At 40.4% G+C, this 19,471-nt stretch carries 21 protein-coding genes; 14 read left to right on the top strand and 7 right to left on the bottom strand.

The window, feature by feature from the left end; genetic code table 11:
- Positions 1 to 32: 32 nt before the first annotated feature.
- Entirely contained in the window at positions 33 to 1,265 is a 1,233-nt protein-coding gene (locus tag HWV58_RS08260; protein ID WP_175633648.1) for an ABC transporter permease, read from the top strand.
- Position 1,266: 1 nt separating this feature from the next.
- A complete protein-coding gene (locus HWV58_RS08255) occupies positions 1,267 to 1,650 on the top strand; it encodes a hypothetical protein (RefSeq protein ID WP_175633647.1) in 384 nt (127 codons plus the stop codon).
- 95 nt (positions 1,651 to 1,745) lie between these two features.
- On the opposite strand, the gene HWV58_RS08250 is transcribed toward HWV58_RS08255, so the two are convergent.
- The 4 genes from HWV58_RS08250 to HWV58_RS08235 form a co-directional block, all read right to left on the bottom strand.
- A complete protein-coding gene (locus HWV58_RS08250; RefSeq protein WP_175633646.1) occupies positions 1,746 to 2,123 on the bottom strand; it encodes a VOC family protein in 378 nt (125 codons plus the stop codon).
- Between the two features lie 100 nt (positions 2,124 to 2,223).
- Complete coding sequence (locus HWV58_RS08245; protein WP_175633645.1) at positions 2,224 to 3,891, bottom strand: sodium/sugar symporter; 1,668 nt, start codon at positions 3,889 to 3,891, stop codon at positions 2,224 to 2,226.
- A gap of 125 nt (positions 3,892 to 4,016) precedes the next feature.
- Positions 4,017 to 5,348, bottom strand: a complete 1,332-nt coding sequence (gene xylA / locus HWV58_RS08240) for a xylose isomerase (protein WP_175633644.1) — start codon at positions 5,346 to 5,348, stop codon at positions 4,017 to 4,019.
- A gap of 69 nt (positions 5,349 to 5,417) precedes the next feature.
- Complete coding sequence (locus HWV58_RS08235) at positions 5,418 to 6,902, bottom strand: xylulokinase (protein ID WP_175633643.1); 1,485 nt, start codon at positions 6,900 to 6,902, stop codon at positions 5,418 to 5,420.
- Positions 6,903 to 7,111: 209 nt separating this feature from the next.
- Between HWV58_RS08235 and HWV58_RS08230 the strand changes: the two genes are divergently transcribed.
- The 5 genes from HWV58_RS08230 to HWV58_RS08210 all read left to right on the top strand — a co-directional run bounded on the left by HWV58_RS08230 (position 7,112) and on the right by HWV58_RS08210 (position 9,689).
- Entirely contained in the window at positions 7,112 to 7,447 is a 336-nt protein-coding gene (locus tag HWV58_RS08230; RefSeq protein ID WP_175633642.1) for a tRNA-binding protein, read from the top strand.
- A 72-nt stretch (positions 7,448 to 7,519) separates the two neighbouring features.
- Positions 7,520 to 7,987, top strand: a complete 468-nt coding sequence (locus tag HWV58_RS08225) for a nucleoside deaminase (protein WP_175633641.1) — start codon at positions 7,520 to 7,522, stop codon at positions 7,985 to 7,987.
- Between the two features lie 268 nt (positions 7,988 to 8,255).
- Positions 8,256 to 8,864, top strand: coding sequence for a superoxide dismutase (locus tag HWV58_RS08220; protein WP_124561989.1), 609 nt, complete (start codon positions 8,256 to 8,258; stop codon positions 8,862 to 8,864).
- Positions 8,865 to 8,959: 95 nt separating this feature from the next.
- Entirely contained in the window at positions 8,960 to 9,412 is a 453-nt protein-coding gene (locus HWV58_RS08215) for a hypothetical protein (protein WP_175633640.1), read from the top strand.
- Positions 9,413 to 9,455: 43 nt separating this feature from the next.
- Entirely contained in the window at positions 9,456 to 9,689 is a 234-nt protein-coding gene (locus HWV58_RS08210; protein ID WP_124561991.1) for a hypothetical protein, read from the top strand.
- A gap of 45 nt (positions 9,690 to 9,734) precedes the next feature.
- Here HWV58_RS08210 and HWV58_RS08205 read toward each other — a convergent pair whose 3' ends face one another.
- Positions 9,735 to 10,667 (bottom strand): hydrogen peroxide-inducible genes activator, encoded by a 933-nt coding sequence (locus HWV58_RS08205; protein WP_175633639.1) that lies wholly within the window; start codon positions 10,665 to 10,667, stop codon positions 9,735 to 9,737.
- Positions 10,668 to 10,927: 260 nt separating this feature from the next.
- Here HWV58_RS08205 and HWV58_RS08200 point away from each other — a divergent pair, with 260 nt between their 5' ends.
- Positions 10,928 to 12,055, top strand: a complete 1,128-nt coding sequence (locus tag HWV58_RS08200) for a glycoside hydrolase family 130 protein (protein WP_175633638.1) — start codon at positions 10,928 to 10,930, stop codon at positions 12,053 to 12,055.
- Between the two features lie 54 nt (positions 12,056 to 12,109).
- Here HWV58_RS08200 and fcl read toward each other — a convergent pair whose 3' ends face one another.
- Entirely contained in the window at positions 12,110 to 13,039 is a 930-nt protein-coding gene (fcl, locus tag HWV58_RS08195; RefSeq protein WP_262890321.1) for a GDP-L-fucose synthase, read from the bottom strand.
- Positions 13,040 to 13,154: 115 nt separating this feature from the next.
- Here fcl and trmB point away from each other — a divergent pair, with 115 nt between their 5' ends.
- The 5 genes from trmB to HWV58_RS08170 all read left to right on the top strand — a co-directional run bounded on the left by trmB (position 13,155) and on the right by HWV58_RS08170 (position 15,818).
- Complete coding sequence (gene trmB, locus HWV58_RS08190) at positions 13,155 to 13,805, top strand: tRNA (guanosine(46)-N7)-methyltransferase TrmB (RefSeq protein ID WP_175633636.1); 651 nt, start codon at positions 13,155 to 13,157, stop codon at positions 13,803 to 13,805.
- Positions 13,805 to 14,140, top strand: a complete 336-nt coding sequence (locus HWV58_RS08185; RefSeq protein ID WP_175633635.1) for an MGMT family protein — start codon at positions 13,805 to 13,807, stop codon at positions 14,138 to 14,140. The genes trmB and HWV58_RS08185 overlap by 1 nt, the downstream gene beginning before the upstream one ends.
- A 66-nt stretch (positions 14,141 to 14,206) precedes the next feature.
- Positions 14,207 to 14,560, top strand: a complete 354-nt coding sequence (locus HWV58_RS08180) for a carboxymuconolactone decarboxylase family protein (RefSeq protein WP_175633634.1) — start codon at positions 14,207 to 14,209, stop codon at positions 14,558 to 14,560.
- Positions 14,561 to 14,718: 158 nt separating this feature from the next.
- Positions 14,719 to 15,285: a DNA-3-methyladenine glycosylase I gene (locus tag HWV58_RS08175; RefSeq protein WP_175633633.1), complete on the top strand. Its 567-nt coding sequence runs from the start codon at positions 14,719 to 14,721 to the stop codon at positions 15,283 to 15,285.
- A complete protein-coding gene (locus tag HWV58_RS08170) occupies positions 15,285 to 15,818 on the top strand; it encodes a GNAT family N-acetyltransferase (protein ID WP_175633632.1) in 534 nt (177 codons plus the stop codon). The genes HWV58_RS08175 and HWV58_RS08170 overlap by 1 nt, the downstream gene beginning before the upstream one ends.
- Before the next feature lie 7 nt (positions 15,819 to 15,825).
- Here HWV58_RS08170 and HWV58_RS08165 read toward each other — a convergent pair whose 3' ends face one another.
- Positions 15,826 to 16,509, bottom strand: a complete 684-nt coding sequence (locus HWV58_RS08165; RefSeq protein ID WP_175633631.1) for a hypothetical protein — start codon at positions 16,507 to 16,509, stop codon at positions 15,826 to 15,828.
- 156 nt (positions 16,510 to 16,665) lie between these two features.
- On the opposite strand from HWV58_RS08165, the gene polA reads away from it, so the two are divergent.
- On the top strand, positions 16,666 to 19,470 hold the full coding sequence (polA, locus tag HWV58_RS08160) for a DNA polymerase I (RefSeq protein WP_175633630.1): 2,805 nt from the start codon (positions 16,666 to 16,668) through the stop codon (positions 19,468 to 19,470).
- Position 19,471 lies beyond the last annotated feature (1 nt).

The raw sequence follows: 19,471 nt of genomic DNA, 5'->3' as shown, positions 1-19,471 counted from the left end.
TCACATCATCCATTTTAACTATCTTTACCGCAGTGAACACATCCTTCTATATCGCCAAGAGGTATCTTTTTGCCAAAAAATCTACCAATGCCATCAACCTGATTTCGGGCATATCGATGGTGGGCGTAATGGTGGGCAGTGCTGCGCTAATTATCATTTTATCGGTTTTTAATGGTTTGGAAACGGTAGTACTGAGTATGTTCGATACCATTACCCCTCAAATTGCCATTACACCGGCTAAAGGAAAGACCTTCGACCCCAACACTTCCTATTTTAACCATTTGAGGGAAAATAAAGCCGTTTATGCTTTTACCGAGGTATTGCAGGAAAATGCCTTGTTAAAATACAACAATAAGCAGGCTGTGGGGATGGTTAAGGGCGTGAGCTTAGATTATTTGAAAAACAGCAAACTCGATAGTACGATAAAAGAAGGCCGTTTTGTTTTGCACAATAGCAGTGGAGCCAGCGCAGTAATTGGCTCGGCTTTGCAGAGCTATCTCGCCGTTAATACTGTCGACCCCTTTACCGAACTGGAAATTTATTCTCCTAAAAAAGATATTTCGGTGAACAATATCAACCCAGCCGACGATTTTGTAGCAAAAAGTATCCGTGTAAGCGGGGTTTTTGAAGTGCAGCAGGATTTCGATAATGGTATTATTGTTCCGCTCGATTTTGCCCGTGAGTTGCTTGGCGAAGATAAAAAAGTATCGGCTATTGAGATCAATCTGCAGCCGGGCACGGATGTAGACCGCTTTCAAAAAGAAGTGATTGAAAAGGTCGGAAAAGATTATGAGGTGAGGAACCAGGCAGAGCAGAATAAATCGCTCTATCACATTCTAAACACCGAAAAATGGGCAGTATATATTATTCTTACTTTTATCCTGATTATTGCTATATTTAATATCATCGGGTCGTTAACCATGTTGGTAATTGATAAGGTAAAAGATGTAGCCATTTTGAGTAGCCTGGGTGCCGGAAAAAAGTTAATAAAACGTATATTTTTATTCGAAGGGATGATGATTACCATGTCGGGCTGCGTGCTTGGCTTAATAATCGGACTTATTTTCTACTATTTCCAACACACCTATGGCTTTATTAAAATGGGTGAAGAGAATAAAACCTTGGTAAATGCTTATCCTATAGGGTTGAAGTGGAAAGATTTTGTTTTAGTTTTTGTTACTGTAGGCATCTTCTCATTTTTGGCATCTGCTTTGTCGTCCAATTTAAGTGTTAAAAAGATCGATCAAATAAATCAAACCATATAAAATGAAGTTATTTAAGCAAGCTTTTGTATTTGTTGTGCTCCTTGGCGTAGCGGTTACCGCTTGTAATAGAAAAGATAATGCCGAGGGAGAGAATAGTAACCTGAAAACGGTTAAGGGTTTGTATAGTTTTGGTCCCGAAATGAAATCGTTTACCCTCTGCGAAGACGGTCGCGAGTATTGGGTTAAAGACAGCGTAAGAACCCTTGAGCTATCTTACAGCAACCTGGGTTTCGAAAAGCCATATGAACCTGTTTACGTAGAACTGGAAGGCTTCTTTGCCAAATCAGATACCTCTACCGTTTCGGCTGATTTTGATTCAACACTGGTAGTTACCAAAGTCTTAAAAATCAGTAAGGAAATTCCTGATGGCCCTTGCGCGCAGTAATTACACGCCATGGCTTGTGTCTCCACGAGCGATATAATTTTACGCTATCGGTTGGTGTCCTGACCAACCGAAAATAGTGGTAATCCACCGATCAATTATTCCTCAGCAGGAACAGCTAGCCACCATGTATTATTCCATACGTCGGTAAAGCCAGCACTTAAACCATACTCCCTTTCATCAGGTGCTTGTACCGAAGTTGCCCCATTGGCAATAGCCTGATCGTAAAATGCCATTGCCCTGGGCGAAAAGATAAACAAAGCCGAACCATAGGGCGAATACATTTCGTTGGCTTGTGTAAACATAATTGTTCCTTTATCAATGGTGGCTTCTGCATGCATGGTGCTCCCATCCTCACGCGGTACAATTAATTTAATCTCAGCATCGAAAACAGTTTTAATGAAGTCGATAAATTGGCTCGCATCCTTAACACAGAGGTAAGGCATTATGGGTTGGTAGTAATCGGGTGCTTTCATAACATAGCTATTAACCTGTTGAATAAAGTTACCAATTCTCTTAACAAAAAAGGCTCACAATTTTCATTGCGAGCCTTTTGCATAATCTTGGTTTTTAATTTTACCAGAAAATAGAGTAAAGTGCAACTAAAATTCCGCACACTAACAGCGATCCAACTGCAAATGAAGGATGAACTTTAAACATACTTGTATCTACTTCTAAACCATGTGATTTATCTCCTTTGCTGTTTTCGAACATACTAATGGCATACATCACTACAATACAAATTACAAATACAAAACCCATTCTATCCAAGAAAGGTATTTCGTAAATCCCTTCAGCATTGGCTACCGAGAATCCGAAACTGTGTAGGAAAGATAGATCCATCATTCCTGGTAAGAATTTTAACAGTACCGATAAACCGAAACCACCAATTGTAGCAAATAAAGCTGCATTCGAAGTTGTTTTTTTCCAGAAGAAACCTAAAATAAACATGGCAAAAATACCCGGACTTACAAATCCTGTATATTCCTGAATAAATTCGAAACCACCTTTTTTGTCGATACCTAAGAAAGGCGAAATGGCGATTGCGATAGCCATTGCAACAATTACTACAGTACGGCCGGTTCTTACCAGCTTACGCTCGTTTGCTTCTGTGTTAATGTGTTTTTTAAAGATATCTAAAGTGAAAATGGTAGAGATACTATTGATTTTGCCCGCTAAAGAAGCCACAATTGCAGCAGTTAAAGCCGCAAAAGATAGACCTTTCAATCCTGTTGGCAAGATATTCAATAAAGTTGGGTAAGCCCTGTCCGGACGAAGTTCGCCACCTGGCATCATTGAATTTACATCGATACCTGTTTTTTCCTGATACAGCATGTAAACAGCGATACCCGGTAAAACCACGATTAACGGCATTAAAAGCTTTAAAAAGGCAGCAAATAAAATACCTGCTCTGGCCGTTTTTAAATCAGCACCTAATGCACGCTGGGTGATATACTGGTTACAGCCCCAATAGTTTAAGTTTACAATCCACATACCTCCAAGTAGTACAGTCATACCCGGTAAGGAAGCATAATTGGCACTATCTTTCTTAAATATCATGTGGAAATGGTCGGGTGCTTTTTCTCTTAAGAAGGCTAAACCATCCAGAACTCCGTTTCCGCCAAAGTGATCGCTCACTAAATTAAGTGCCAGATAGGTTGTTGCCAAACCACCGAAAATTAAGAATGCTACCTGGATAACATCCGTGTAACCAATTACTTTCATACCACCTAATGCTATAATTACAGCAAAAATGGCTAAGCCCATCATACAATACCAGAATCCAATGCCCGAAATACTGCTTACGGCTAATGCACCTAAATATAAGATTGAGGTTAAGTTAACGACAACATACAATAACAACCAAAACACTGCCATAATCATTGCAACAGTTCCATTGTAACGTTGACTTAGAAACTGTGGCATGGTGTAAATCTTGTTTTTAAGATACACCGGAATAAAAAATGTAGCAACAATTACCAATGTTGCAGCTGCCATCCATTCGTAAGTAGAAATGGCTAATCCCATTTTAAATCCGTCACCACTCATGGCTACAAATTGCTCAGCACTAATGTTCGAAGCAATTAACGATGTGCCAATTGCCCACCAGGTAAGTGAACCTTCTGCAAGGAAATAATCCTTACTGCTCATCTGCGTTTGCTTCTTACGGTGGTAAATCCAAAAACCATAAATTGCTACAATGGCAAAGTAGGCTAGAAAAATAATGTAATCTGTGACTTTCATTTAAGATAAGTTATTTGGTTTAGAGGGCTAAATGTAATAAAATCATTAGTTAAATTTCAAATTTTTTTGTTATAAAATGTTAAATTGACATTTATTATTTTGTAACCTAATCTTTTAGCCTGCAATTAGATGTACCTGTTAATTAAATTTTCCAGATACTCTTGTTTACCGCTGCGTACTTCTGGCTCGCCGTTTTCTGCTGCATAATTTCTTAAATCTTCTAAACTTAGTTTACCCTGCTCAAACTCTGCTCCTTTGCCGCTGTCGAACGAAGCATAACGGTCGGTCCTCGTTTTTTTGTAGTCCGATTTCTGTAAAATAGCATCTGCTGTTACTAGTGCTCTGGCAAAAATATCCATACCACCTACATGTGCGTAAAATAAATCTTTTGGATCCGTAGAGTTTCGACGGATTTTTGCATCGAAGTTTACACCGCCACCTTGAAGGCCACCACCTTCTAAGATGATCAGCATTGCTTCGGTAAGTTCATTGATATCGTTCGGGAACTGATCGGTATCCCAGCCGTTTTGGTAGTCGCCACGGTTGGCATCGATTGAGCCTAATAAGCCGCTATCTACTGCAACCTGCAGCTCGTGTTGGAAAGTATGGCCGGCCAAAGTAGCATGGTTAACTTCCAGGTTTAATTTAAAGTCGTTCAGTAAATCGTATTGCTGCAAAAAGCCCCTAACTGTAGCCGCATCATAATCATACTGGTGTTTAGATGGCTCACATGGCTTAGGCTCGATAAAGAAGGTGCCTTTAAAACCTTGTTTGCGGGCGTAATCTTTAGCTGTATGTAAAAATCTGGCTAAATGCTCCTGCTCACGTTTCATATTGGTATTTAACAGGCTCATGTAACCTTCTCTACCTCCCCAAAACACATAATTTTCACCGCCAAGGGCGATTGTAGCATCAAGGGCGGCTTTAACCTGGGCAGCTCCATGTGCCAGTACGTGGAAATCGGGATTGGTAGAGGCTCCGTTCATGTAACGTTTGTGACTGAATAAATTGGCTGTTCCCCAAAGTAACTTCACGCCGCTTTCGGCTTGTTTTTGTTTGGCGTAGGCCACCAATGCTTCAAGTCTGCGTTCGTTTTCTGCAATATCATCACCATAATCCACTACATCTACATCGTGGAAACAGTAGTAAGGAATTTGCATTTTAGTAATAAACTCAAAAGCAGCATCCATTTTATCTTTAGCTCTTTCTACAGCATCTTTCTTTTCATCCCACGGAAAAATATGGGTTGCACCACCAAATGGATCGGCACCGTTGCCATTAAATGAATGCCAGTACGAACAGGCGAATTTAAAATGCTCTTTCATGGTTTTGCCTGCTACTACTTTGTTGGCATCGTACCACCTAAATGCTAATGGGTTATGGCTTTCTAAGCCCTCGAATTGAATCTGATCAATACCTTTGAAAAATTCTTTCGCTCCTGTTACTACTTTTGTCATGGTGTTTTTTGTTGATGGTTTTTTGCCGATAGTTAAGGGCCAGTCAGGCTATTAACTATCAGCCATTGTCTATTTCCTGTTTATTTGTTTTACCAATATGTTTTTCCAGTCCTGATAAATTGGTTCGTATGCGTCGCTGTTTTGAGGTGTTAATGTTTTAATCGCCTCATGTTGTTTAAAAGCTTCTTCTGCGCTGCTAAAAATCCCCGACCCGATGCCGGCCCCTAAAGCTGCACCAACACTGCCATCGTTTTCATAGAGTTCCACCGGGATGCCGGTTACATCGACGAAGGTTTGGGCAAAAACATCGCTTAAAAACAGGTTGGCTCTACCTGCCCTGATCACCTGCGGCCTCATGCCGTTTTCCCGCATAATATCTAATCCATATCGGAAAGAAAAGGCAATGCCTTCCTGCACGGCCCTGAAAATATCGGCCTGGGTATGGATATTTAAATCGATGCCCAATAGTTGTGCGCCGGTATATTGATTATTTAACATACGTTCAGCACCGTTACCAAATGCAAGTACTTTTAGGCCATTGCTGCCAATCGGTGCACTTGCTGCTAAGCTGTTTAGTTCTGCATAGGTTGATTTTGGTGCAAAAGTGTGCTTAGCCCATCTGTACATGCTGCCGGTGCCGTTAATGCAAAGCAAAACGCCGGTGTGCTTTTGTGTTTCGCTATAAGTTACGTGCGCAAAGGTGTTTACCCTCGATTGTTTATCGCAGGTCAGGTTATTGCTTACGCCGTAAATCACGCCCGATGTTCCGGCAGTAGCGGCCACTTCGTCAGGTTTTAACACATTCAACGAAAGGGCGTTGTTTGGTTGGTCGCCTGATTTGTACGCCACCGGAATGCCTGTTGTTAAGCCAAGGTGTTTAGCAATATCTTCTTTTAAAAGTCCGTGGCTGGAGAACAAGGGTTTTATTTCTGGAATCAGGTTATAGCTGAACCCGTAATGGTTCATTACATCTTTCGAGATTTCGTGTCTTTCAAAATCCCAGAAAATACCCTCAGAAAGTGCCGAGATACTGGTAGTAATGGCTCCGGTTAATTTCATCGCAATAAAATCTCCGGGGAGCATAATTTTGTCGATTTTAGCATAGATATCGGGCTCGTTTGCTTTTACCCAGGCCAGCTTAGAAGCTGTAAAATTACCCGGCGAATTGAGCAGATGTTTTAACGATTTCTCTTGCCCAATAGCTTCAAAAGCCTGGTTGCCCAGTTCAACCGCCCTGCTGTCGCACCAGATAATGCTGTCGCGCAATACCTGCTGGTCTTGATCTACCACAACCAAACCATGCATCTGGTAAGCAATGCCTATTGCACTGATATCTTTAGGATTAAACAGGCCGGTTGCATTTAATTTCAAAATGGCTTGCTGCACATTTTGCCACCATTCGTTGGGCGATTGTTCTGCCCAGCCTGGTTTTAATGATTTGATTGGGGTTTCTTCTTCCGGATATTGGGCTGTTGCCACATTTTTTTGTGTTGCAACTTCTACAATTGCAACTTTTATAGATGAAGTTCCTAAATCAATCCCTAATAAATACATGGTTTTAAGCTAATTTAATATTTGGTTTATGCAAACGGTTGCATAAAGATAGCTGTTAAAATATAAAACACAAATTTTTTATAAAATCTGGGATATGAAACATGTTATGAGATAAACGGCTTAGGTAACATTTCTTTCATTTGATGGTATCGGAAGCAGATTTACACAGGAATTTATATTTTTGTTTCTTACACATTTAGATTAAAGTTATGCAAGAGATTAGCTGGGACGATTTCGAAAAAGTTGAATTGAGGGTTGGTACTATTTTAGAAGCCTTCGAATTTCCCGAGGCCCGAAGGCCTGCTTATAAGGTTAAGGTCGATTTTGGGGAGTTTGGAATAAAAATGAGTAGTGCACAGATAACCAAACACTACACCCTGGCAGAATTGCCTGGTAAACAGATTGTGGCGGTGACGAATTTCCCTAAAAAACAGATTGGTAAATTTATGTCGGAATTTTTGGTAACTGGTTTTGCCGATGAGAACGGGGATATCGTACTTACAGCTGTTGAACGTAAAGTACCTAACGGAAGTAAGCTGATTTAATATTCACGCCTTTCTGGGTTGCCAGCACTTTAGCTTTTGGAAACTTCGGAAGTGTTACCCTATCTTTACGCCATGAGTTTTTATAATTTCGAAGATACCGATCCTGAAGCAGAAGATATTCATTATATGAAACTGGCGCTTGAAGAAGCTAAAAAAGCTTTGGCTGAGGATGAAATTCCGATTGGGGCGATAGTGGTAAGTAAAAATCGGATTATTGGCCGTGGTTATAATTTAACCGAGCGCTTTAACGATGTAACTGCCCATGCCGAAATGCAGGCTTTTACCTCTGCAGCACAAACCATTGGTGGCAAATACTTAAAAGACTGCACTTTGTATGTTACCATCGAGCCTTGTGTAATGTGCGCGGGCGCGAGTTACTGGACACAAATTGGTCGCATTGTTTATGGTGCCAGAGAAGAAAAACGAGGCTTTATTTCTAAAGGAGCAAGTTTGCTGCATCCTAAAACGGTGTTGAAAGGTGGGGTAATGGCCGAGGAATGTGCAACATTAATGAAGGGGTTCTTCGCTAAAAAGAGGTAAGTTTTATGGCCTATAGTTGGTTAGTCGCTAAGTGATCTATAATCGAATCGAAGAAATCTGACTACCAACTATGTACCATCAAACATGAAGCATTTTTTATCTCCGGAATAAACAGCACTTATCGCCTTGATTGTCATAACTTTCAACTTCTGCAACATTACAACTTGCTAAAGAAAACCATTTGATGATAATAACATGAACAAATCTTAACGTTCTAATGTTATATTTGCTACAAGAAACATTTTTAAATCTTTAAACATAACATATTATGGCTTTTGAATTACCTGCGTTACACTACGCAACCGATGCATTAGAACCGCATATTGATAAAACTACCATGGAAATCCACCATGATAAACACCACCAGGCTTATGTTACCAACCTAAACAAAGCTTTAGAAGGTAAACCTGAAGCAACTGCTAAAATCGAAGACGTTGTAAAAAATATTTCAAAATTTCCTGCTGCTGTTAGAAACAATGGTGGTGGTCACTATAACCACTCTTTATTCTGGAACATTTTAGGCCCAAATAAAGGTGGTGAGCCAACCGGCGATTTAGCTAAAGCTATTAACGAAACTTTTGGTTCGTTTGCTGAGCTAAAAACTAAATTACAGGAAGCTGGTGCAACCCGTTTTGGTTCAGGTTGGGCCTGGTTATCAGTAAGTGCTGATAAAAAACTTCAGGTTTCTTCTACGCCAAACCAGGATAACCCTTTAATGGATATTGCTGAAGTAAAAGGTACACCAATTTTGGGTATTGATGTTTGGGAGCACGCTTACTACTTAAAATATCAAAACAAACGTCCTGATTACTTAGCGGCAATCTGGAACGTGATTAACTGGGATGCAGTTGCTGAGCTTTACAAAAAAGCATTGTAATTAAAACCCAATAAAATTTTGGAAAGTCCCGGTGTAAATCGGGACTTTCTTGTTTTAAGATAATTAAGTAACTTCGCAGATATTAAACGGTTAACATGAAAAGGCTTGTATTTTTATTTTTAATTCTTGTTGGTGTAAACGGATTGGTGCGTGCACAACAGAATAAAATGCCCACACCTACAGAAATTGCACAAAAGAATGTAGATGAGCTCGAAAAAAGGTTAAAACTGAATGGTACGCAAAAAAGTGTGATTTACAGTTTTACTTATAATCAAGCCAAAGAACAAGCCGAATTAATTAAGAGACAACAGGCAGGTAACTCGAAAGAGGAAGATGTAGATAAATTCTATAAACTTCAGAACGAAACCAGCAAAAATATCCGCAATGTTTTAAGACCTGAGCAACAGGTTGAGTACGATAAAGTTATTGAAGAACGTTTAAGCGGAAAAAGCCAGAAAAACAAGAAAAAGAAAAAAGGCGAGGAAGAAGTGGAAAGCGATATTAAAGGATTGTTATCTGCGCCTCCGGTAGAGAAACAAAATCAATAAGGGCTTAGCCAGTCTTTTTGCAAGATCTTATTCAATAAAACAGATGCCAGAAATTATCGTCGGCGCAGTTGTACTTGGACTATTATTATCACCCCAGTTGCTGGCTGGTTTTTTGGCTAAAAGAACCGGACGTAAATTCTGGTTCTGGTTTTTCATTTCTTTTTTAATTCCCGTTATCTCGCTCATTATCTTAATCTTTTTAGAAGATAAAAATCCGGCTACAACTGGCTATAAGCTGGCTGCGCATGTAGATAAGGATAAGGAATTAGCATCTTAGTTCGAAGAACTAGAACTCAAAGTGGCGATATTGGAGCAAGTAGCCTTAAATCCCAACAATATCCTTTTTCTTTTTTTGCTTCATGGCTTTCGGGATAATTTCCAATATCTCATCTTTTAAAGCATTCAGCATCCGCTTTTTAATGAAGTTTTTATGCGTTACCAAACTGATTTCGCGTACAGGTTCAGGCGATTTGAAATGACGTATTTTGCTTGTCTGTTTTGCATTGAGCTCCGCAATAGCCAATTCGGGCAAGAGCGTAGCCCCGCCATTTAAATCAACCATTCTAACAAGTGTTTCTACACTCCCTGTATTGTATTCCAGTCCCTGCAGCCTGTTGTTTTTGGTAGAACGGCAAATATTCAATACCTGGTTGCGCATGCAATGTCCTTCGTTTAACAGCCAGATATTTTCGTCGTTTAAATCTTCGGCATCTACAGCTTTCTTTTTATATAGTTTGCTGCTTTTACTAATGTAGCTTACAAAGTTTTCGTAATACAAAGGTGTTTCGGTAATATTTGGATCGGTTAAAGGTGTAGCCAAAATCCCGCAATCCAATACTCCCGTTTTTAGGTGATGGATAATGTCTTCGGTGGTATATTCCCAAATCAGTAATTTTAGTTCGGGATATTTCTCCAGCATAGCCGAAATTACTTCTGGTAATAAATAGGGTGCAATTGTTGGGATAACACCGATCTTCAATTCGCCTAAAACATCCTGCTGCTGACTGCTGATCAGCTCTTTGATTTTACCGCTTTCCTGCAATACAATTCTGGCTTGCGCAATAATTTGCACGCCAATTTCTGTTGGGCTTACCGGTTGTTTGCTCCGGTCAAAAATTTTAACATTCAGTAATTCTTCCAGCTTTTGCACCTGCATACTGAGCGTGGGCTGGGTTACAAAACACTTGTCGGCAGCGGTAACAAAGCTTCTGTAAGTATCAACTGCAACTACGTATTCAAGCTGGACTAAAGTCATATAGTTAAAATTTATTTATAGTATCAAATATATCAGTTTTAACTATAATAAAAAATGATTGCTACAGTAAATAAAAGAATGGCTGAATTTGAATGATTTATCAGATAAATAAACAGTTTGATGCTTTGCAGAATGAGACAATTAAACAAAAAATTGAATAGATTATATGAGTATTATTGATTTAATTAGTAGCATCTAACCATAAATCTTTTAAGCAGATTCAAATTTTGGCTTAACAGATTAATCAGATATCATAGCTTATGAACAAAATCGTTTTCAGGTTATTCCTTCTCGTAGTTTTTCTTCCACTGGCCTTTTCTGTAAATGCCCAGAATCAGCTTCCCGATTGGGCCTTAGGGCCATTTATACGGCCTGAAAATGTGAATCCCATTATTGCTCCAAAAGCTGAAAGCGTTTTCTTCGATCCGATGAGTAGGCAAAAAATTGCCTGGGAGGCGAGCGATGTGTTTAACCCTGCTGCTGCGGTAAACAAAAACAAAATATATGTGCTCTATCGCGGAGAGGATCGCTCGGGTAATGGAATTGGCAAGCGTACCTCCAGGATAGGAATTGCCGAAAGCAGTGATGGCATTAAAATGAAACGTAATCCTGAGCCTGTGCTTTATCCGAATGAAGATGGACAGAAAGAACATGAGTGGCCAGGCGGCTGCGAAGATCCGCGAATTGCAGTCACCGCAGAGGGGTTGTACGTAATGTTATATACCCAGTGGAACCGCAATGTATTCCGGTTGGCCGTAGCCACTTCCCGAGATTTAAAACACTGGACTAAACATGGTCCGGCGTTTAGGAAAGCCTATCACGGTAAATTTCAAGACCTCAAATGCAAATCCGGATCTATCGTTACCAAAGTAGAAAAGGGCAAACAGGTAATTACAAAAATAAATGGCAAGTACATGATGTATTGGGGAGAACGGTTTATGAATATTGCTACCTCGGTTGATCTTATTAACTGGGAGCCGGCTTTGAATGAAAAAGGAGACCTCGATTTGATTGTAAAACCCAGAAAACATTATTTCGACAGCGACCTGACCGAATGCGGGCCGCCAGCACTTGTTACCGATAAAGGTATTTTGGTTTTGTACAATGGTAAAAACAGAGGAGATGCTGACCGCGATTCTACTTATGTTGCCAACACTTATTCAGCCGGGCAAGTTTTGTTTGACTTAAATAATCCTTCAAAAGTTATAGCACGCCTTGATCAGCCTTTTTTTGTGCCTACAGCGCCTTTCGAAAAAAGCGGGCAATATCCATCGGGTACTGTTTTTATTGAGGGACTTGTTTATTTTAAAAAGAAATGGTTTTTATATTACGGTTGTGCCGATAGTCGTGTGGCGGTGGCGGTCTATGATCCGGCTGCCAAAAAATAGCGGGTAAATAATAAGTGCGCAGGATTTTAGGCTGCGCACTGTTGTAAGTTTATTTTAGTACCTGCTTTCGAAATCCTGATAAGCCAGGCCAATACCTTCTTCAAGTTCGATTGTATGTTTCCAACCCAGGTTATGGAGTTTGGATACATCCATTAGCTTGCGTGGTGTACCATCTGGTTTGCTGGTATCAAATACCAGTTCACCTTCATAACCCAGCACCGCTTTAATTAGCAAAGCCAGGTCTTTAATGGTTAAATCGTGACCGGTGCCGATATTGATCAGGTTAGGTTCGCTATAGTTTTGCATTAAGAAATAACATGCATCTGCGAGGTCATCAGCAAATAGAAATTCGCGCATAGGTGTGCCCGAACCCCATACTACCACTTCTTTTTCGTCGTTTGCTTTAGCCTCGTGCACCTTACGGATTAATGCTGGTAAAACGTGCGAGTTTTGTGGATGGTAGTTATCATTGTAGCCGTAAAGGTTGGTAGGCATTACCGAAATGAAATTACAGCCATATTGGTCGCGGTAGGCATCGCACATTTTAATACCTGCAATTTTAGCAATGGCGTAAGGCTCGTTGGTGTGCTCTAAAGTGCCGGTTAAAAGGTAATCTTCTTTTAAAGGCTGCGGTGCCATTTTAGGATAAATGCAGCTCGAACCCAGGAACATTAATTTTTTAACACCAGTTACATAAGCATTGTGGATCACATTGTTTTGGATGGCCAGGTTTTCGTAAAGGAAGTCGGCCCGGTAAGTATTGTTGGCTACAATGCCCCCTACTTTTGCCGCTGCGAGAAATACATAATCAGGTTTTTCTTCGGCAAAAAAATCGGTTACGGCCTGCTGGTTACGTAAATCCAATTCAGCTGAAGTTCTCGTTATAATATTGGTATAGCCTTCTTTCTGCAGTTTGCGGTGAATAGCCGAACCTACCATGCCACGATGGCCTGCAACATATATTTTAGCACTTTTTTCCAAAATCTGTTTCTTTAATAGCCTGCAAAAATACGATTGATTAATTAAAACAGACGAGTTATCGGCTGAAAAAACAAATTGCTAAATGATTTAATTGTAAATTTGTCTCAAAAAAGAAAACTTGGGCAAAGATAAACTTAGACGTTTTGCAGAGATAGAAACATTTGCAAACGTATACCAATTAGATGAAGGAAAAGCCTTAAAAGGTAAATGGGCTGCAGAACATTTTAAAAACAATAATCCGGTTGTATTGGAACTGGCTTGCGGAAAGGGCGAGTATTCGGTAAACCTGGCTCGACTGTTCCCTGAAAAGAATTTTATTGGCGTTGATTATAAAGGTAACCGCATTTGGCGTGGAGCCAAAACAGCAATTGAAGATGGGATTGACAATGTAGCTTTTTTAAGGATTCAGATCGAAAACCTGCTCGATTACTTCCATGAAGGTGAAGTGGATGAAATCTGGATTACCTTCCCCGACCCACAGCCGCAGGATAGCCGCGAGAAAAAACGGTTAACCTTTCCGGTATTTTTAAACCGCTATAAACAAGTGCTTAAGCCAGGTGGTTGTGTAAATTTAAAAACCGATAACGATCAGCTATACGCTTATACCTGCGAAAAGGTAGCGGAGCTGGGTTTAGTTGTGCACAAAAACACCGATCACCTCTATACTTCTGATTTGGTTGATGAAGTATTGTCGATCAAAACGTATTACGAAAAGAAATATTTATTACACGATAAGAATATTAATTATATTCAGTTTTCTTTTGAATAATGGACACCAACTTTTACGAACAGGTTTATGAGATTGCACGACTCATTCCGAAAGGAAGGGTTACTTCTTATGGAGCCATTGCTAAAAGTTTGGGAGCGGCTAAATCGTCGCGGATGGTTGGCCATGCCATGGCCTATGCCGGAACAGCAGAACCTAAGGTGCCTGCGCATCGAGTGGTAAACAGTAGTGGCTTGCTTACCGGCAGGTTTCATTTCGATCCACCCGAAGCCATGGAAGAACTGTTAAGAAAAGAAGGTGTTGAAGTTAAAAACGATAAGGTGCTTAACTTTAAGAAAGTATTCTGGAATCCGCTGGAAGAAATCAACTTCGATTAAATGCATTGAATTTAAGGCCAATGCGCATTCACTCATTAAAAAATCAACATTCAATAATTTGAATACATGGGAAAGTTAGTAGAAGAATTTAATAGCTATCGCGAAAAAATGAACGATAGGATTATGGAAACCGCAAATACCAACATTAAACGTTTCTTTGCTCTCGATACCACTTCCTATGCTGATGGTGCGCTGGATGTGAAAACCAAAGAAATGCTAGGTCTGGTGGCTTCGATGGTGCTGCGTTGCGACGATTGTATCAAATATCACCTCGGAAAATGTTTCGATGCAGGCGTTAACAACGATGAAATGAACGAAATTTTCATGATCGCTAATCTGGTGGGTGGAAGCATTGTAATTCCGCACTACAGAAGAGCTGTGGAGTATTGGGATGAATTAAGTTTGGAGTCGGGAGTTTAGCCGAAGAACAGGCCGAAAATCGTCATGCTGAACTCGTTTCAGCATCTCTCCTCAAATCACACTAAGTAGACCCTGAAACAAATCCGATAGCTATCGGATCAGGTTGACGATAAGGAATGAGAATTAATTTATAATTTAACCTTCAAAATTCGCCTAATATGACTCAAGATTCATCAATCCGCTGCTCCTGGGCCGGTTCCGATCCGCTGTACATTAAATACCACGATGAAGAGTGGGGTAAACCCGTTTACGACGACAAGATTTTATTCGAGTTTCTGATACTGGAAGGCGCGCAGGCAGGTTTAAGCTGGATTACCATTCTCCGCAGGCGCGAAAATTATCGAAAGGCTTTTGCCGGTTTTGAGGTAGAAAAAGTTGCTGCTTTTACTGAAAAGGATGTAGAAAGGTTGATGAACGACGAAGGCATTATCCGGAACCGTTTAAAAGTGAATGGGGCCATAACCAATGCCAGGTTATTTATCGAAATCCAGAAAGAATTTGGCAGTTTTTCCAAATACATGTGGAATTTTGTGCCAGACGGAAAACCGATTTTAAATCCCATCGAAAAAATGAGTGATGTACCTCCGCGTACTGAATTGTCTGACCGCATTAGCAAAGACATGAAAAAGCGTGGTTTTAAATTTTTTGGTACTGCCATTTGTTATGCACACATGCAGGCAACCGGAATGGTGAATGATCATTTGTTAAACTGCTGTGCCAGATAATGTTTGCACCGGCTACATTACATACCGACAGGTTTTTACTGAGGCAATTTTGTCCTGATGACCTGCCATTTGTTTTTGAAGGATTATCGCACCCCGATGTAATCCGTTATTATGGTGTAAATTACTCTACACTTGAGGAAACCAACAGTCAACTAAGCTGGTTTCGTGAAATTCAGGAAAATGAAACGGGTATGTGGTGGGCAATTTGCGATAAAAAAACGCTGAGTTTATTGGGGTCCATCGGATTTAATGATTTAAGCAAATCTGATCAAAGGGCCGAAATAGGTTTCTGGTTATTGCCCGAATATTGGGGCCTGGGCATCATAAAAGAAGCAGCCGCTGCAGTGTTTGGTTATGCATCGAAAGTGTTAAACCTGGCGAAAATTGTAGCGTTGGTTGAAACAGAGAACAATAACAGTAAAAAACTAGTGAAAAAGCTAGGCTTTATTTATCAGGAAACTTTATGGAATTGCGAGATTAAAAATGATCATCCAATCAGTTTAGAAATTTACAAAAAGAACATTCAGGAATAGGTTGCTGTTATTTCTTGATCGAATTATATTCTTTTACAAAATTAATTACATCACGGCTGTTAAATTCGGCGCTGGTTTCCACTTTGGCTTTTAGGGCAGGCTGATCGCCCATTTTTTGTAATAGGATATTTTTAACCTCAACTTTTTTAGCATCATCGGTTATGGCTTTCATGGGCACTTCTTGTAGCGGTCCAGCTCCAGGTTTTTCGATGAAATAACGTACAGCAGGTGCACCTGCTGGTCGTTCGGGAGCCGAATTGTTACCGCCTCCAATGCTGATTCCACCACCCATTCCCGTGCCACCAAAGCCTCCGGTCCCGGTGCCAATGCCAATGGAAGGTCTGAATTTTACCTTTTTTTCTTTCACGGCCGGAACAAGCGTACCACCTCCAAACGAATAAAGGTTAACGGTGCCCATCTCGATTACTTTTACAAAACGGTATTCGAAATTGCGTCCGTTTGCAAAACCTTTACTGACGAAGCTATCGCCGTTCCAGAAAAAATTCTTGATGTCTTTAGCTGGTAATATTACATCGGCTTCATCATTAGCACTAATAAAAACTGAAAAGTAATCGGTGCCTTTTATGGTGCCACGAATTACGTCATCGTTATTTTTAACGATAAAATCCTGGGCATGGATGGCGTATGTAGTAGTAAAAATAAGTATAATCAGCGTTAGGGCTTTTTTCATATCCATTCGGTTTTTTAAAAATAAGGCAATTTTACCGGTTTTGAGATACAGTTCATAAAATTTCATATTATTAGTTCTATAGATTGTTAACTTTGATCTTTAACAATCCGATAAATCAGTTTATCGAAGCTATCACAAAATCGGTGTAATCATAATATGAAAAAACTCTTTCTTCTCGACGGTATGGCGCTAATGTACAGAGCGCATTTTGCATTAAGTAAAAATCCACGCTTTACTTCAACAGGAATCAATACCTCGGCGGTAATGGGCTTTACCAATACTTTGCTCGATGTTTTAAAGAAAGAGAAACCAACACATATTGCGGTGGTTTTTGATACCGAAGCCCCTACCGAAAGACATACCACTTTCGAAGCTTATAAAGCCCAGCGCCAGGCCATGCCCGAAGATTTGGCCGCTGCCATGCCCTATGTAGTTAAACTAATTACTGGCTTTAACATTCCTGTAATTACCTCCGATGGTTATGAGGCCGACGATATTATCGGTACACTGGCCAAAAAAGCAGAGAAAAAAGGATACCAGGTATACTGCATGACACCTGATAAGGATTTCGGACAATTGGTATCCGAAAATATTTTCATTTACAAGCCCGCACGTATGGGCAACGATATGGAAATACTTGGTGTAAAAGAAATTCTGGCTAAATGGGAAATAGAACGGGTAGATCAGGTTATTGATATTTTGGGCTTATGGGGCGATGCGGTAGATAACATCCCCGGCATTCCTGGAATTGGTGAAAAAACGGCCAAGCTTTTAATTAAGCAATATGGCACGATGGAAAATATTATTGCCAACTCGCACGAGTTAAAAGGCAAACAACGGGAAAATGTAGAGAACTTTGCCGAACAAGGTTTGATTTCGAAAAAACTGGCTACCATTTTATTGGATGTTCCGGTTGAGTTGGATGAGGAAAGTTTAGAACTTTGCGATCCAAGCCGCGATTTATTGGATCCTTTGTTTACAGAATTGGAATTCAGAACGCTGGGTCGCAGGGTTTTTGGTGATGAGTTTTCGGTTACTACGGCCAAGTTTCAGGAAGGTACACAAACTGATTTGTTTGGCAACCAGTCTGGAGAGGTAATTCAGTATACCAATACGCTTGAAGAAGAACCAGAAGAAAAATTGCCTGCTAAGAGCATAGAAAATACTACGCACGATTATCAGCTGGTTGATACTGCTGAGCAACGTGCTGCATTAATTAAGTTGTTACAGGCCGAGAAACGGATTTCGTTCGATACCGAAACAACCGGTACTGATGCGAATATGGCAGACCTGGTTGGTCTTTCGTTCTCGGTAAAGCCGGGTACAGGTTACTATATTCCGGTTTCGGCTGTTCGCGAAGAAGCGCAGGCCATTGTAGATGAGTTTAGGGTTGTGCTGGAAGATGAAAACATTGAAAAGATTGGTCAAAATACCAAATACGATATTTTAGTATTGAAATGGTATGGCGTGGAGGTAAAAGGAAAACTTTTTGATACCATGCTGGCGCACTACTTAATTGATCCCGATACCCGTCATGGAATGGATGTTTTGTCGGAAAATTACCTCGGTTATTCGCCGATATCCATTACTAAGCTGATTGGGCCAAAAGGAAAAGGGCAATTGAACATGCGCGATGTTGCCGTAATTGATGTGGTTGATTATGCCGCAGAAGATGCCGATGTTACTTTGCAACTGGCACATGTATTCGAACCGAAATTAACCGAACTGAACGCAGCCAAACTGGCCGAAGAAATTGAAAATCCTTTGGTATATGTACTGGCTGATATCGAAAAGGAAGGGGTTCGGATTGATATTGAAACCTTGAAGGCTTATTCTAAAGAGCTTGAAACCGATATTATTAAGTTTGAGCAGAATGTTTATGATAAGGCAGGGATTAAATTTAACCTGGCTTCGCCAAAACAACTGGGCGAAGTTTTATTTGATAAACTGCAGCTAGATCCCAAAGCAAAAAAAACCAAAACAGGGCAATACCAAACCGGTGAGGATGTTTTAACCGCTTTGGCAAGTAAAAGTGATATTGTACAGGACATTCTGGATTTCCGCCAGTTGCAGAAGCTTAAATCAACTTATGTGGATGCACTGCCACTAATGGTTAATCCTAAAACCGGCAGGGTTCACACTTCTTACAACCAGGCTGTAGCAGCAACCGGACGCTTAAGTTCCAACAACCCGAACTTGCAGAATATTCCGGTCCGCACCGAACGTGGACGGGAAGTGCGCAAGGCCTTTATTGCTCGTGATGAAAACCACATGCTGTTATCTGCCGATTATTCGCAAATCGAGTTGCGTATCATAGCAGAAATCAGCAAGGAACAAAATATGCTCGATGCATTTAACAAAGGCATTGATATTCATACCGCTACCGCTGCAAAAGTATATGGCGTAAGTATTGAGGAAGTAGATGGTACGCAGCGTAGAAATGCCAAGGCGGTGAACTTTGGTATCATTTACGGTCAATCGGCTTTTGGTTTATCGCAAAATCTGGGTATTCCGCGTAAAGAAGCCGCCGAAATTATTGAGCAGTATTTTACGCAGTATCCTGGTATTAAACAATACATGAGCGATACCATGAACTTTGCCCGCGAAAATGGTTTTGTTGAAACGATCATGGGAAGAAGGCGCTATTTAAGAGACATTAACTCTGCTAACCAAACTGTAAGGGGATTTGCGGAGCGAAATGCCATTAATGCACCTATTCAGGGTTCTGCAGCCGATATGATCAAGATTGCTATGATCAATATCCACAAAGAGATGAAGGCACAAAATTTAAAATCGACCATGACCATGCAAGTGCATGATGAGTTGGTTTTCGATGTACTGAAAACAGAAAAGGAAGCCATGAAAGCCATTATCCAGGATAAAATGACCAATGCCATTAAACTTACCGTACCCATTGTTGTAGAAATAGGCGAAGGCGATAACTGGTTGGCGGCACACTAGT

Source organism: Pedobacter ghigonis, from assembly GCF_903166585.1.
Lineage (GTDB): Bacteria > Bacteroidota > Bacteroidia > Sphingobacteriales > Sphingobacteriaceae > Pedobacter > Pedobacter ghigonis.
Note: the sequence above shows the minus strand (reverse complement) of the source record. Positions and strands in the feature narration are given on the sequence as shown.

What these genes read in the sequence shown, in the direction of transcription:
- HWV58_RS08185 (WP_175633635.1), top strand. Translation starts at nt 13,805, where the DNA reads ATGGACACCAACTTTTACGAACAGGTTTATGAGATTGCACGACTCATT.
- HWV58_RS08205 (WP_175633639.1), bottom strand. Translation starts at nt 10,667, where the DNA reads ATGACTTTAGTCCAGCTTGAATACGTAGTTGCAGTTGATACTTACAGA.
- HWV58_RS08200 (WP_175633638.1), top strand. Translation starts at nt 10,928, where the DNA reads ATGAACAAAATCGTTTTCAGGTTATTCCTTCTCGTAGTTTTTCTTCCA.
- HWV58_RS08210 (WP_124561991.1), top strand. Translation starts at nt 9,456, where the DNA reads ATGCCAGAAATTATCGTCGGCGCAGTTGTACTTGGACTATTATTATCA.
- HWV58_RS08245 (WP_175633645.1), bottom strand. Translation starts at nt 3,891, where the DNA reads ATGAAAGTCACAGATTACATTATTTTTCTAGCCTACTTTGCCATTGTA.
- HWV58_RS08180 (WP_175633634.1), top strand. Translation starts at nt 14,207, where the DNA reads ATGGGAAAGTTAGTAGAAGAATTTAATAGCTATCGCGAAAAAATGAAC.
- HWV58_RS08235 (WP_175633643.1), bottom strand. Translation starts at nt 6,902, where the DNA reads ATGTATTTATTAGGGATTGATTTAGGAACTTCATCTATAAAAGTTGCA.
- HWV58_RS08225 (WP_175633641.1), top strand. Translation starts at nt 7,520, where the DNA reads ATGAGTTTTTATAATTTCGAAGATACCGATCCTGAAGCAGAAGATATT.
- HWV58_RS08220 (WP_124561989.1), top strand. Translation starts at nt 8,256, where the DNA reads ATGGCTTTTGAATTACCTGCGTTACACTACGCAACCGATGCATTAGAA.
- HWV58_RS08170 (WP_175633632.1), top strand. Translation starts at nt 15,285, where the DNA reads ATGTTTGCACCGGCTACATTACATACCGACAGGTTTTTACTGAGGCAA.
- HWV58_RS08255 (WP_175633647.1), top strand. Translation starts at nt 1,267, where the DNA reads ATGAAGTTATTTAAGCAAGCTTTTGTATTTGTTGTGCTCCTTGGCGTA.
- HWV58_RS08215 (WP_175633640.1), top strand. Translation starts at nt 8,960, where the DNA reads ATGAAAAGGCTTGTATTTTTATTTTTAATTCTTGTTGGTGTAAACGGA.
- xylA (WP_175633644.1), bottom strand. Translation starts at nt 5,348, where the DNA reads ATGACAAAAGTAGTAACAGGAGCGAAAGAATTTTTCAAAGGTATTGAT.
- HWV58_RS08230 (WP_175633642.1), top strand. Translation starts at nt 7,112, where the DNA reads ATGCAAGAGATTAGCTGGGACGATTTCGAAAAAGTTGAATTGAGGGTT.
- HWV58_RS08250 (WP_175633646.1), bottom strand. Translation starts at nt 2,123, where the DNA reads ATGAAAGCACCCGATTACTACCAACCCATAATGCCTTACCTCTGTGTT.
- polA (WP_175633630.1), top strand. Translation starts at nt 16,666, where the DNA reads ATGAAAAAACTCTTTCTTCTCGACGGTATGGCGCTAATGTACAGAGCG.
- HWV58_RS08165 (WP_175633631.1), bottom strand. Translation starts at nt 16,509, where the DNA reads ATGAAAAAAGCCCTAACGCTGATTATACTTATTTTTACTACTACATAC.
- HWV58_RS08175 (WP_175633633.1), top strand. Translation starts at nt 14,719, where the DNA reads ATGACTCAAGATTCATCAATCCGCTGCTCCTGGGCCGGTTCCGATCCG.